The 12,924-nt window shown below is 72.7% G+C and carries 13 protein-coding genes; 2 read left to right on the top strand and 11 right to left on the bottom strand.

The genetic code is table 11. The features are described 5' to 3' along the window. Positions 1–75: 75 nt before the first annotated feature. Positions 76–1,041, bottom strand: coding sequence for a stage II sporulation protein M (locus KJS59_RS15660; protein ID WP_213453619.1), 966 nt, complete (start codon positions 1,039–1,041; stop codon positions 76–78). A 62-nt stretch (positions 1,042–1,103) separates the two neighbouring features. Here KJS59_RS15660 and KJS59_RS15655 point away from each other — a divergent pair, with 62 nt between their 5' ends. After that, positions 1,104–2,132: an RDD family protein gene (locus KJS59_RS15655; protein WP_249714255.1), complete on the top strand. Its 1,029-nt coding sequence runs from the start codon at positions 1,104–1,106 to the stop codon at positions 2,130–2,132. Here the strand turns inward: KJS59_RS15655 and efeB are convergent. From efeB to KJS59_RS15630, 5 genes are all read right to left on the bottom strand, one after another. Further along, the gene (gene efeB / locus KJS59_RS15650; protein ID WP_213453618.1) at positions 2,105–3,382 is read right to left on the bottom strand and encodes an iron uptake transporter deferrochelatase/peroxidase subunit; all 1,278 of its coding nucleotides are present in this window, start codon (positions 3,380–3,382) and stop codon (positions 2,105–2,107) included. The two genes, KJS59_RS15655 and efeB, sit on opposite strands and share 28 nt — an antisense overlap. A 72-nt stretch (positions 3,383–3,454) precedes the next feature. Next, positions 3,455–4,585 carry an iron uptake system protein EfeO gene (efeO, locus tag KJS59_RS15645; protein ID WP_213453617.1) on the bottom strand — a complete coding sequence of 377 codons (1,131 nt, stop codon included), beginning with the start codon at positions 4,583–4,585 and terminating at the stop codon, positions 3,455–3,457. Positions 4,586–4,620: 35 nt separating this feature from the next. Next, complete coding sequence (efeU, locus tag KJS59_RS15640) at positions 4,621–5,487, bottom strand: iron uptake transporter permease EfeU (RefSeq protein ID WP_213453616.1); 867 nt, start codon at positions 5,485–5,487, stop codon at positions 4,621–4,623. Between the two features lie 255 nt (positions 5,488–5,742). Beyond that, positions 5,743–5,949, bottom strand: coding sequence for a DUF397 domain-containing protein (locus tag KJS59_RS15635; protein ID WP_213453615.1), 207 nt, complete (start codon positions 5,947–5,949; stop codon positions 5,743–5,745). Between the two features lie 27 nt (positions 5,950–5,976). Continuing rightward, positions 5,977–6,840 carry a helix-turn-helix domain-containing protein gene (locus tag KJS59_RS15630; protein ID WP_249714253.1) on the bottom strand — a complete coding sequence of 288 codons (864 nt, stop codon included), beginning with the start codon at positions 6,838–6,840 and terminating at the stop codon, positions 5,977–5,979. A gap of 232 nt (positions 6,841–7,072) precedes the next feature. Between KJS59_RS15630 and KJS59_RS15625 the strand changes: the two genes are divergently transcribed. After that, the gene (locus tag KJS59_RS15625) at positions 7,073–7,366 is read left to right on the top strand and encodes a hypothetical protein (RefSeq protein ID WP_213453614.1); all 294 of its coding nucleotides are present in this window, start codon (positions 7,073–7,075) and stop codon (positions 7,364–7,366) included. A 108-nt stretch (positions 7,367–7,474) separates the two neighbouring features. Here KJS59_RS15625 and ahcY read toward each other — a convergent pair whose 3' ends face one another. From ahcY to KJS59_RS15600, 5 genes are all read right to left on the bottom strand, one after another. Continuing rightward, positions 7,475–8,965, bottom strand: a complete 1,491-nt coding sequence (gene ahcY / locus KJS59_RS15620; protein WP_213453613.1) for an adenosylhomocysteinase — start codon at positions 8,963–8,965, stop codon at positions 7,475–7,477. A gap of 358 nt (positions 8,966–9,323) precedes the next feature. Further along, positions 9,324–10,529, bottom strand: a complete 1,206-nt coding sequence (gene manA, locus KJS59_RS15615; RefSeq protein WP_213453612.1) for a mannose-6-phosphate isomerase, class I — start codon at positions 10,527–10,529, stop codon at positions 9,324–9,326. Positions 10,530–10,531: 2 nt separating this feature from the next. Further along, positions 10,532–11,521, bottom strand: a complete 990-nt coding sequence (locus tag KJS59_RS15610; RefSeq protein WP_213453611.1) for a cation diffusion facilitator family transporter — start codon at positions 11,519–11,521, stop codon at positions 10,532–10,534. Further along, on the bottom strand, positions 11,518–12,723 hold the full coding sequence (locus KJS59_RS15605; RefSeq protein ID WP_213453610.1) for an SIS domain-containing protein: 1,206 nt from the start codon (positions 12,721–12,723) through the stop codon (positions 11,518–11,520). The genes KJS59_RS15610 and KJS59_RS15605 overlap by 4 nt, the downstream gene beginning before the upstream one ends. Then, complete coding sequence (locus tag KJS59_RS15600; RefSeq protein ID WP_213453609.1) at positions 12,723–12,905, bottom strand: Trm112 family protein; 183 nt, start codon at positions 12,903–12,905, stop codon at positions 12,723–12,725. Before KJS59_RS15600 ends, KJS59_RS15605 begins: the two co-directional genes overlap by 1 nt. Positions 12,906–12,924: the final 19 nt, after the last annotated feature.

Here is a 12,924-nt window from a genome sequence, read left to right as displayed (position 1 = left end):
GATCGGAGGAGGACGACCGGTGGCGTTTGGCGGAGCGCCGCGCGGCTGGACCGGCCCTTCCGGAACGGGTGCTGGTCAGGTGTCGGCGTCGGCGTCGTGCCCGGCCTGCGCGGCGCGGCGGCCGAGGATCAGGACGTAGCCGAGGAAGGCGAGCCACGCCGCGGCCCCGATGCCGATCCGGATGGCGGTGGGCAGCGCGGACGGCGTGACGAACGCCTCCAGCAACGCGGAGACGAGTAGCACCGGCACCAGGCCGAGCGCCACCAGCATGGCGGTGCGGCCGGTCTGGGCGACGGCCCGGCCGCGGCTGCGGTCGGCGCCCGGGGCGATCCAGGCCCAGCCGATCCGCAGGCCGACGCCGGCGCAGACGAACATGCAGGTCAGCTCGAGCAGTCCGTGCGGCAGGATCAGGCCGAAGAAGACGTCCTCGCGCCCGCTGGCGAGCATGACGCCGCCGGCGATGGCCAGGTTCAGCGAGTTCTCCCACAGCAGGTAGAGGACCGGCGCGATCAGTACCCCGGACGCCAGGCACATCGCCAGCACCCAGGCGTTGTGGGTCCAGACGAGGAACGAGAAGTTGGGGGCCAGGTACTCGGAGTAGTAGCCGGCGAAGTCGGTGTTGACCAACCGGTCCATCTGCTCTTCGGTGAGGAACGCGCGGGCCGATTCCGGGTGCGTGGCGATCCAGCTCATCAGGAAGCCGGTGAGCAGGATGGTGGCCGCCGCGACCCCGGACCACCAGGGCCAGGCGCGGTAGGCGGCGAGGGGGAAGCCCGCGGTGAAGAACCGGCCGACCTGCCGCCAGCGGAAGCGGGAGCCGCCGGTGATCGCGCCCCGGCCCGCGAGGACCAGGCGGGACAGGCGCGCGACCAGCACCGGGTCGGGTGAGCGGCTGCGCACCGCCGACAGGTGGGTGGCGGCCCGCTGGTAGAGGGCGACCAGTTCGTCGGCCTCGGTCGCGCTGAGCCGGCGGTGCCGGGACAACCGCTCCAGCCGGCGCCACTCGCCGTCGTGCTCCGCGACGAACGCGTCCAGGTCCACGCCACCTCCACGGCCCCCGTCGCCGTCCGGGACGACGAACTGTCGCCGTCATAGTGTTCACTGTGACGGTGACCGCGCAACTCGCCCCGCCCGCGCCCGCCGAGCCGGCCGAGCCGGCCCCGGCGGCCCGGGTGGTCAGCGGCGAGGCGGTCGAGGTGGAGGTGCGGGTCGCCCGGGTCGGCTCGCGGGCGCTGGCGCTGCTGGTGGATGCGATCGTGCAGGTCGCGCTGCTGCTCCTGCTGGTGCCGGCGACGCTGATCACGTCGGCGATCGTGTTCGACGGCTTCGAGGACGCGGCGCTGGTGCAGGCGCTGCTCCTCGTCTGCGTGCTGGTGAGCTTCGCGGGCTACCCGCTGCTGCTGGAGACGCTGACCGGCGGCCGCAGCCTCGGGAAGCTGGCGATGGGCCTGCGCGTGGTCCGCGAGGACGGCGGCCCGATCCAGTTCCGGCACGCGCTGACCCGCATGCTCATCGGGCTGGCCCTGGAGTGGCCGGGCCTGATGCTGCTGCCGCTCACCTGGCTGGCGAGCCTCGGCACCATGCTGCTGAACCCGCGCGGGCGGCGCCTCGGCGACCTGGCCGCCGGAACCCTGGTCATCCACGAGCGCACCCCGGCGTCGTGGGGCTGGGTGCCGACGATGCCACCGGCGCTGGCCGGCTGGGCGGCCACGCTGGACCTCACCGGGCTGGAGGACGACCTGGCCCTGGCGGTACGGCACTTCCTGTCGCGTGGGCGGCTGCTCGTCGAGCCGGAGCGGACCCTGCTGGGCCGGGCCCTGGCCATCGAGGTGGCGGGGTGCACCGCCCCCGGCCCGCCGCCCGGCGTGCCCGGCTGGGCGTACCTCGCGGCGGTCCTCGCGGAGCGGCACCGCCGGGCGGCCGCGCGGCTGGCCCGCTCCCGCTCGGTCACCGCCGCCCTCTGGCCGGACCTGATGCTCGGCCCCGTCGGGGCGCCGCCCCCGCCCTACCCGGCCTGGGCGCCGCCGGTCACGCTGCCGGCCGGGCCGCCGCCGCTGCGCCACGCCGCACCGCTACCGGCTCAGGTGCCGGCGCCGCCACCGACCTACTCGAACAGCGCCCGGCCGAGGTAGTCGCCGCCGTCGCGCACGCCGCGCGGGCAGGCGAACAGGCCACTGGAGACGTGCCGGAGGTACTCGTTGAGCGCGTCGGACCCGGCCAGCGAGCGCTGGATCGGTACGAACTGCTTGCGCGGGTCCCGCTGGTAGGCGATGAAGAACAGCCCGGCGTTGAGCCGGCCCAGCCCGTCCGAGCCGTCCACGAAGTTGTACCCGCGGCGCAGCAGGCGGGCGCCGCCGTTGACGCTGTGGTGCGCCAGGCGCACGTGCGAGTCGACCGGCACCGCGGGCTGGCCGTCGGCGCCCTTGGCGGCCAGGTCGATCTCGTCGAACTCGCGCTGCCGGCCGAGCGGGGCGCCGGTGCCCTTGGTCCGGCCGATGATCGCCTCCTGCTCGGCGAGCGGCGACCGGTCCCAGGTCTCGATCAGCATGCGGATCTTGCGGGTGACCAGGTACGAGCCGCCGGTCATCCAGTCCGGGCCGTCACCGGGCTGCACCCACAACTGGTCCCGCAGCAGGTCGGTCTCCTCCGCCTTCAGGTTGGCGGTGCCGTCCTTGAAGCCGAACAGGTTACGCGGCGTGGCCTGCGCCGTGGAGGTGGACGAGGTGCGCCCGAACCCGAGCTGGGACCAGCGGACGCTCACCACACCCATGCCGATGCGGGCCAGGTTCCGGATCGCGTGCACGGCGACCTGGGGGTCGTGGGCGCACGCCTGCACGCACAGGTCCCCGCCGGAGATCGCCGGGTCGAGCGCGTCGTGCGGGAAGCGCGGCAGGTCGGCCAGGGCGGGTGGGCGCTTCGCGGCGATGCCGAACCGGTCGGCGCCGGTCGCGTCGCGAAACAGCGTGGGGCCGAAGCCGACCGTGATCGTCAGCCCGGACGGCGGCAGGTCGAGCGCCTCGCCGGTGTCGTCCGGCGGCGCCTCGGGCGCCCCGTTGACCGCCCCGATCGCGCCCGCGTCCCGGCCGGCGGTCATCCGGGCGGCCGCCTGGGTCCACTCCTGGAGCAGGTCGACCAGCCGCTCCCGGCTCTTGGTGATCACGTCGAACGCGACGAAGTGCAGCCGGTCCTGGGCGGGTGTGACGATGCCGGCCTGGTGGTCGCCGTAGAACGGCACGGCACCGGCCGCTTCCTGCGCGGCGGCCGGGGCGTCGATCGCCCCGCGCACCAGCGCACCAGCGCTCGCGGCCGCGCCGGCGACCCCGGCCACGCCGAGGCCGGCGAGCGTCATCACGCGCCGCCGGCTGACCCTGCTCTCGCTCATGCTCACCCCTCCCCCGCTGGCGCCGGCCGCCCCGGCAAGGGCGGCCGGCCGCTGGTGGCCTCGCCGGCCGCCCTACTTGGCGGCGATGGTCGCCGCGACCTTGCTGATCGGCTCGGCCAGCGCGTTGATCACGTCCGACAGTTCCTTCAGCTCCGCCTGGCTGAGCTGGTTGTGCAGCTTCCAGCCGTCGCCCGACCGGTGCTTGCCGAGCGCCGCCTCGGTGGCGGCGAACTCGCTGTCGAGCTGCTTCACCAGATCCGGCGCGCGCTGCTCCAGGGCGGGCCGCAGCGCGGCGATCGCCGCCTTGGAGCCTTCGAGGTTGGCGGCGAAGTCCCACAGGTCCGTGTGCGAGTAGCGGTCCTCCTCACCGGTGATCTTCCCGGTGGCGACCTCGTCGAGCAGTTCCTTGGCGCCGTTGGCGAGCTGGAGCGGGGTCAGCTTCTCGGCGTTCGCCTTGGCGACGATCTCCTTGACGTCGGCCAGCAGCCGGTCGGCGATCGGGCCGGACTTGCTGATGTCGCCGGTGGCCCAGAGGTCCTTCTCCAGCCGGTGGAAGCCGGTGAACTCCATGCCGTCCGCGATGACCTCCTCGCGACCGTCGATCTTCGGGTCGAGGTCACCGAAGATCTCCGCCACCGGCTCGATCCGCTCCCAGTACGTGCGCGCCACCGGGTACAGGGCCTTGGCCTTCGCCACGTCCCCCGCCTTGATCGCGGCCACGAACTCCTCGGTCTTCGGCAGCAGCGCGTCGGTCTGGCTGCGCACGTACCGCTGGTAGCTGTCGGTCGCGTCGGCCAGCGCGGCGTCCGCGGTCAGCGGCTCGGCCGACCCGGTGACCTTGAGCGCCGTCCGGATGCCCTTGCCGATCATCCCGGGCTTGCAGGCCGCCTCGTACGTGCCGGACGGCAGCTCGACGTGCAGCTCGCGGGTCAGCCCCGGCGCGATGTTCTCGACCTCGCCCATGATCCGGTCGCCGGGCGCGTACACGTAGAACTCGGTGACCTTGGCGCCGCCGTTCTTGATCGAGAACACCGAGGTACCCGCCGGGACCTCGGCGCTGGCCAGTTCGCAGGCGGTGTCGCTGGCGCTTACCGCGACCGGGCCGCCGGCGGCGCCCGGCTCCTGGCCGCCGGCGGTGCAGGCGCTCAGGCCGGCCACGACGGCACCGGCGCAGGCCAGGGCGAGAACACGGGTGGGACGCATGGAAGCTCCTCGATAACGAATCTTGGGCACGGTGGTCAGGCGCGCTGCGTGGCCGGGGCGGCCGGGGCGGCCGGGGCGGCCGGGGCCTTGGCCCGGCTCTTGCCGCCACGCCACAGGAACAGCACCAGCACCGGCACGGCGTACGCCAGCCAGGCGATCATCTCCAGCACGGTCGGCGCCGGAGTGATGTTGAACATGCCGGAGAGCACCGTGCCGTACCAGCTCGCCGGGTCCAGCACCCCGCTGATGTCGAACGCGTGGTTGTTGATCCCCGGCAGCACCCGGGCTTCCTGGAAGTCGTGCACCCCGTACTTCAGGATGCCGGCGGCGACCAGCACGAGCAGCGCCCCGGTCCAGGTGAAGAAGCGGGTGAGGTTGATCCGCACGGCGCTGGCGTAGAGGGCCCAGCCGAGCGCGACCGAGGTCGCGATGCCGCCGATCAGCGCGAGCAGCGGGCCAGTGTCGCTCTTGGCGCCCTGGACCGCCGAGTAGAAGATCAGGGCGGTCTCCAGCCCTTCGCGGACCACCGCGAGGAACGCCATGACCGCCACGGCCAGGGAGCCCACCGCGAGCGCATCGGTGAGCTTGCTGCGCAGTTCGCCGGCGACCGTCCGGGCGGCCGAGCGCATCCAGAAGATCATCCAGGTGACGAACGCGACCGCCGCCACCGAGGTGACCGCGTCGAACAGCTCGCGATCCGCGGAGCGGGAGAGCAGGCTGGTGGTCGTGTAGGTCAGCAGCCAGCCGACCAGCACGGAGAGCGCGACGGCAAGCCCGACGCCGGCCCACACCTGCGGGAGCCGGTCCCGCCGCGCGGACTTCACCAGGAACGCGATGAGAATGCTGACCACGAGCGTGGCTTCTAGCCCCTCACGCAGCCCGATGAGGTAGGTCGCGAGCACCGCATCACTCCAGCCTGGTAAGGCATTCCTAACTTAGGTCAGCCACACCTTCCCTCAGCCGGTACCGCCGCGTCAAGCCGAACGTCGTGACATCGCCCATACGGCAGGAGTCCTCGGGCACCCACACGACAAAGGCCGAGCGGGCTGGTCGCCCCCTCGGCCCATGGTTCCCGCGGCCGCGTCAACCGGTCGGGTCGTACGCGCCAACGCGTGTGGCGGCGATGCAGCCCCGCCACACGGGTAGACAAGCGGAAGCTAGCAGCCCTCCGCACCGCCCCGGCCCACCCGGTCGACGAAACTCGACCAGGAGTCGCGGCTGAACGAGAGCACCGGGCCGGCCGCGTCCTTGGAGTCGCGGACGAAAACGCCGTCACGCGTCGCCGCCACCTCGACACACTGCCCGTTGGACGCACTCCGACTACTCTTGCGCCAGGACAGCCCTGAATTTTCAAACGCGCTCATACGCGCTCGGTCCCCTTTCTTGGGTGCTTATCCAACATCGCGGGCGGCGGCGAGCAGAAAGGCGATGGACTCGTCCTGCGGTAACGCCAGCCCGCGAAGCTCTCGAAAGCTCTCGAGGTACCCTTCCACCTCGTCGCTTCTCGTGCGGAACACGCCGCCCGTGCGCCCCTCACAGTAAACGATGGGGGGCTCCTCGTTCGCGAACAGGTGGATGGCGAACGAGCCGGCCAGCCCCGGGTGACCGCCGACGGAGAACGGCAGCACGCGGACCTCGATGGTGGACCGCTCCGCCGCCTCGGCCAGCCGGCGCAACTGGCGGCGCTGCACGCTGGGCCCCCCGATCGGCCTGCGGGTCACGGCTTCGTCGAGGACCATCACCAGCCGCGGCGGCGGCTCGCGGGTGAGCACCGACTGCCGGGCCATCCGCACGGCCACCTTCTGGTCGATCTCCGCGCCGTCCAGCGGCCGGCCGTCGTGGCGCCTGCCATCGGCCTGGAAAACGGCGCGCGCGTATTCATCCGTCTGCAACAGGCCGGGCACGACCGTGTTTTCGAAGTTCAGAATCTCGGCGGCCTCGGACTCGAAACCGATATACGTTTCGTACGAGGTCGGCAGCACGTCGCCATAAGCCTCCCACCAGGCCCGCTGGCGCGACTGCACGGCAATGGCCCGGATGCGACGCGCCTCCCCGTCGCCCACCCCGTAATGCTTCAGAAGGCGGTCGAGGTCACGATTCGTGATGCCGATGTGCGCCGTTTCGATCCGGCTCAGCTTGCTTTCCGACCAGCCCAGATTGCGGGCGACATCGGCTACCGTGCGGTCACCGCGAAGCCGGCGAAGGTAAGCGCCGACCTGCCGCCGCAGCGTCGTCGGGACGGGCTGCATCGCCATCCCGGACAGGGTACAGCCAAGTCCTCGTTGGACAGCAACTGCGGGGGTGTAGATGCACTTGCATGCGTCGCATGCTTCTTGCACTCAGCCCTCGCGCTGCCCGCCAGGATGCAACAACCGCACCAAACCTGCACTTGCATCCAGGGCGGCCCGGAGTGCACCCTGAGATGAGCTACCCGACAATGCCGTCGACGCGTTACCCGACTGTCCGCACCAGACCGGGGAGGCCGCCGTGCTGAACGAGCGCACCGCTCCCGAACTGCCGTGGCAGCTCGATCTCAAGCTGGTGATGGTCGACGAGAAGCCAGCGCAGTACGCCCTGTACCGCCGGGCCGATGTCGGCGCCCGCGTCGTCGCGTGGGTGTTCGTGCTCCCGGACGGGTCGGCGGTGCTGCTGCCCACCGAACCGGTCGGCAGCCGGCCGATCCTGACGACGATGGACAGCGTCCGGCGGCGGTGGGTGCGTCTGATGGAGGCGGAGCTGGTCCAGGTCGTGGGCCGGCAACCGCTGTACATGGCGGCCTGAGGGGATCCCTTGAGCCGGAGGGCGGGCCGGCGGCGGCAAACGCCGGCCCGCATCTCCTCTTCCGCCCCGCCGTACCCGGCGGCGGGGCGGAAGGTCACGCGAAGCGCGTCAGTACCGGTAGTGGTCGGGCTTGTACGGGCCCTCGACCGGCACACCCAGGTACGCGGCCTGCTGCTTGGTCAGCTCGGTGAGCCGCACGCCCAGCGCGGCCAGGTGCAGCCGGGCCACCTTCTCGTCCAGGTGCTTGGGCAGCGTGTAAACGCCCACCGGGTACTGGTCGGTCTTGGTGAACAGCTCGATCTGGGCGATCGTCTGGTTCGCGAAGCTGTTGCTCATCACGAACGAGGGGTGCCCGGTGGCGTTGCCCAGGTTCAGCAGCCGCCCCTCGGAGAGCACGATGATCGAACGGCCGTCATCGAAGCGCCACACGTCCACCTGCGGCTTGATGTTGGTCTTCGCGACGTCCGGGCGCTTCGCCAGCCCGGCCATGTCGATCTCGTTGTCGAAGTGACCGATGTTGCCGACGATCGCCTGGTGCTTCATCCGCGCCATGTGCTCCGCGGTGATCACGTTGAAGCAGCCGGTGGCGGTGACGAAGATGTCCGCCGTCTCCACCACGTCGTCCAGCGTGGCCACCTGGTAGCCGTCCATCGCGGCCTGCAGCGCGCAGATCGGGTCCACCTCGGTGACGATCACCCGGGCGCCCTGGCCGCGCAGCGACTCCGCGCAGCCCTTGCCCACGTCACCGTACCCGCAGACGACCGCCACCTTGCCGCCGATGAGCACGTCGGTGGCCCGGTTGATGCCGTCGATCAGGGAGTGCCGGCAGCCGTACTTGTTGTCGAACTTGCTCTTGGTGACCGAGTCGTTGACGTTGATCGCCGGGAACAGCAGCGAGCCGTTCTGCTGCATCTCGTACAGCCGGTGCACGCCGGTGGTGGTCTCCTCGGTCACGCCCTTGATGCCGGCCGCGATCCGGGTCCACCGGCGGTTGTCCTCCGCCAGCGTGCGGTGCAGCACCCCGAGCACCACCGCGTACTCCTCGGACTCGGCGGTCTCCACCGCCGGTACCGCGCCGGCACCCTCGAACTCGGCACCCTTGTGCACCAGCAGGGTGGCGTCCCCGCCGTCGTCCAGGATCATGTTCGGGCCCTGCCCGTCCGGCCAGGTGAGCACCTGCTCGGTGCACCACCAGTACTCCTGGAGACTCTCGCCCTTCCACGCGTACACCGGCACGCCGGCCGGCGCGTCGACGGTCCCCTCCGGGCCGACGGCGACCGCGGCCGCGGCGTGGTCCTGGGTGGAGAAGATGTTGCACGACGCCCACCGCACCTGCGCGCCGAGCGCGACCAGGGTCTCGATCAGCACCGCGGTCTGGATCGTCATGTGCAGCGAGCCGGTGATCCGGGCACCGCGCAGCGGCTGGGCCGCGCCGTACTCGGCGCGCAGCGCCATCAGCCCCGGCATCTCGTGCTCGGCGAGCTGGATCTCCTTGCGCCCGAACGCCGCCAGGGACAGGTCCGCCACCTTGAAATCGCCGTTGGCGACCCCGCCCGGGCCGGCCGCCGCGGCGTCGTTGCGCGGAAGGGTGCTGGTCATGAAGGCTCCTCGATCGGCTCGGTTTCGGCACGACTGCGCGACCACCAACCTTACGCGGCCACCGTGTCACCCCGCTCGAACGGTTCCGGGCAGCGCGCGGGGCGGCGACCCGCCGGCCACCGCCCCGCGCATCCCCCCGGTTTGGTTCCCCCGCGCGTTCGGATTGCCCTCCGATGACGCTGCGTACTTGAAGAATTACCGTCCGCAGAGGTTCATGTCAAGCAAATGCCGAAAAAGCCGGGTAATTGGGGCACCTTTGTGGAACGGTCGCGCCTCACCAAGGCGGAAACCCTCCCACCGCCACCTCGTGGCGCGCGTCACAGCCGCCCGCGGGCCAACGGCGCCCCGGGTGACGGACTCAGTCCGCCGGCGCCGCGACCCAGACCTCGCCCCGGCCGGCGCAGCGGAGGCCCGCACCCACGGCCGTGCCGAACGCCGCCTCGCCCCCGCGCAGGGTCGCCTCCGCGCCGCCATCGTCCACGCGCACCTCGCCGCGCAGGCAGAACGCGATCACCGGCCCCCTCACCGGAACCTCGGCCGGCACACCGTCCGACCTCGCTGCCGCACCGTCCTGCCCCGCACCGTCCAGGCTCACCCGGTAGAGGGCGAACTCGGCGGCCGGGGTCGGCCACGTGTCCACACCGGGCGCCACCGGCACCGGGCGACGGACCGGCTCGCGGAGCACCTCGAACCGCAGCACGCGCAGCAGTTCCGGCACGTCCACCCGCTTGGGCGTGAGCCCGCCGCGCAGCACGTTGTCGCTGGCCGCCATGATCTCCACGCCGGCGCCGGTGAGGTACGCGTGCAGGTTGCCCGCCGGCATCCACACCGCATCCCCGGGCCTCAGGTGGACCAGGTTCAGCAGCAGCGCCACCACCACGCCCATGTCGCCCGGGTACCGGGCCGCCAGTTCGCGGCCCACCGCGTACCCGTCCACGTAGGAGCCCGGCGCGGCCGGGGACCGGGCGGCGCAGGCGGCCCCGACCGCGGCCACCACCTCGCCCCGGGACTCCGGTGCCCAGGTGAGCAGCGACTCCACGGCCGTGCGGAGGGCGGCCGACGGGTCGCCGCCGCGCAGTGCGGCCACCACCGGGGCCAGCGCCGGCACGTTAAGGGAGGCCAGCAGCGCCGCCGAGACGCCCGGGTCCTGGAAGCCGCAGAGCGCGTCCATGTCCCGCACCGCCACCAGCAGTTCGGGCTTGTGCTGGTCGTCCGAGTAGCCCGGGTAGCCGGCGGCGAACGCCTCGGCGGCGCGGGCCAGGTCCGGGTGGGCCTGTAGGGACAGCGGTTGGTCGGCGGCGAGCAGCTTCATCAGGTACGGCAGGCGCGGGCCGAACCGGTCCGCGACCGCCGCGCCGAGCAGGGCCTTCGGGTCGGCGGCGATGAGGGCCGCCAGGCTCACCGGCGCGCCATCCCGCTCCACCGTGGACGGCGAGTCCGGGTGCGCGCCCATCCACAGTTCCGCCTCGGGGCCCTCGCTCGGGACCGGCCGCCCCCGCACCTCGGCGATCACCGACCGCGAACCCCAGGCGTACCCGCGGATCGGGTTGGTCAGCCGCTCCATGGTCAACCGGCGGTGGGCGACGGCTCGGACCCGGCCGTGGTCGGCGCGGCGCCGGGCGGCGGCGGCTCCGCCGCGGCCACCGCGCTGTAGATGTCCGGCTCCAGGTAGATCACCCGGGCGATCGGGACCGCCGCCCGAATCCGGGCCTCGGCCTCGTCGATCACCTGCGCCACCCGGTCGGCCGTCTCCCGCCGGTTGACCGCGATCTTGGCGGCCACCAGCAACTCCTCCGGCCCCAGGTGCAGGGTGCGCATGTGGATGATCCGCTCTACCCCCTCGCCGGCGCAGGCCGCGCGCTCGATCCGCGCCACGTCCTCCGGGGTCGCCGCCTCACCCAGCAGGAGGCTCTTGGTCTCCAGGGCCAGGATGCCCGCGATCACCACGAGCAGCACGCCGATCATGCCGGTGCCGATGCCGTCCCACAGGCCGTCGTGGGTGACCAGCGTCATCGTCACGCCGAACAGGGCGAAGAGCAGGCCCAGCAGGGCGCCGAAGTCCTCCAGCAGGACCACCGGCAACTCCGGCGCCTTGGCCCTGCGCACGAACTGCCGCCACGTCGCCTTGCCGCGCAACGGGTTCGACTCGTGGATCGCGGTGCGGAACGAATACCCCTCCAGGCAGAGCGCGACCACGAGCACCAGAACCGGCAACCATTGCCAGCTTTCGATCGGGTGCCGCTCCTTCAGCTTGTGGTACGCCTCGTACAGCGCGAACAGGCCGCCCATGCTGAACAGCACGATGGAGACGATGAACGCGTAGACGTACCGCTCCCGCCCGTACCCGAACGGGTGCTGCGGGGTCGCCGTCCGCCGCGCGCGGCGCCCGCCGACCAGCAGCAGCGCCTGGTTGCCCGAGTCGGCCACCGAGTGGATCGCCTCGGCGAGCATCGACGAGGACATGGTCAGCACGAACGCCACGAACTTCGTCAGGGCGATGCCGAGGTTCGCGGCCAGCGCCGCCAGGATCGCGCGGGTGCCGCCGCCGGCGCTCATGCTTGGCTGAGTTCCTTCATCTCGGTGATGGCGGGCACCGCCATCGGGTCCAGTCCGTGCGCCATGGCCAGGTAGATCGAGGCGAAGTCGGGCACCGCCATCAGCGAGGCCAGCCGCTCCAGCGGCGAACCGCCCTCCGCGGTCACCACGCTGACCCGCACCCCGCGCCGCTCCGCCAGGGTCTGCACCGCGTCGGCCCGGCGCTCCTCGACGGCGAGCCGCTCCGCCTCCTCCGTCTCGTCCGCCAGGCCGCCGTCGCGCAGCAGCACCAGCCGCATCCGGGTCGGGCCGGTCCCGCTCTCCTGCGGGTCGGCGAAGATGTCCCGGCCCGCCTCGACCAGCCCGCCGAACACGCCGTCCAGCAGGCCCACCCGGCCGCGGCCGGCCTCACCCAGCGCGCCCGCCACCACCGGGTACCGGGCGTTCGCGGACAGCACGTCGGCGAAGCGGCGGGCCGCCAGCGTGGCCAGCGGTGACGAGCCCCAGACCACCGGGACGGAACCGCCCAGGTCCAGGGCCAGCGACTTGGCCGGGTTGACGAACGACTCGGCGGTGGGCCGGCAGCGGTCGGCGTCCGCGTCCAACCGGGTGGCGGTCTCCGCGAAATCCGCCTCGTTGACCTTCAGCAGTCCGAGCGTGCGGCCGGCCAGCAGCACCGGCGGGATCAGGCTCCACAGGCTCGCGCGGGCCGGAGCGCGGCGCGGCACCGGGATGAACGGCGCGCGGGCGCGCTCCGCCACCGACTGCAACGGGGAGTCCGGGGCGCCGACCGCGACCAGCCGGGCGCCGCGCCGGGCGGCGGCCTCGGCGGCGCCCAGCGCCTCCGGGCTGCGCCCGCTCGCGGACACGGCGATCACCACGTCCGCGGCCGTCACCCAACCGGGTACGCCCGCGCTGCGATGCGCGATCACGGGTACCGGGCAGCGGGGACCCGCGACCGTCGCCAGCACGTCGCCGGTGCGCGCGGCGGTGCCCACGCCCGCGATCACCACGGCGCGCGGACGGCCCTCGTCGACCAGGGAGGTCAGGCTCGCCTCGGCGGCCAGCGCCGCGCTCTCCCGCACCTGCGCACCGGCCGACGCGGTGGCCCGCAGCATCCCGCCCGGGTCGCTGGCCTCAAGCGCCGCCGGTTCGTCCAGCAGGCGCTCGTCGATCTCCCGGTGCCCGCGCAGGCCGGCGGTCCCGTCCACCGGGTTCGCCATCAGACGCGCTCCTCCGGCCGCCTCGCCTCATCCAGCAGCAGCACCGGGATGCCGTCCCGGACCTCGAAGATCAGGCCGCACTCGGTGCAGGTGAGCGCCTGCGCGGCCGGGTCGTAGGTCAGCGGCGCGTGGTGGGTGTCCGGGCACGCGAGGATCTCCAGCAGTTGCGGATCCAGGGACACGGGGTACTCCTTTCCTACC

Source organism: Rhizomonospora bruguierae (assembly GCF_018397995.1).
Lineage (GTDB): Bacteria > Actinomycetota > Actinomycetes > Mycobacteriales > Micromonosporaceae > Rhizomonospora > Rhizomonospora bruguierae.
The sequence above is the reverse complement of the archived record's forward strand: the minus strand, read 5'-3'. Positions and strand labels throughout refer to the sequence as shown.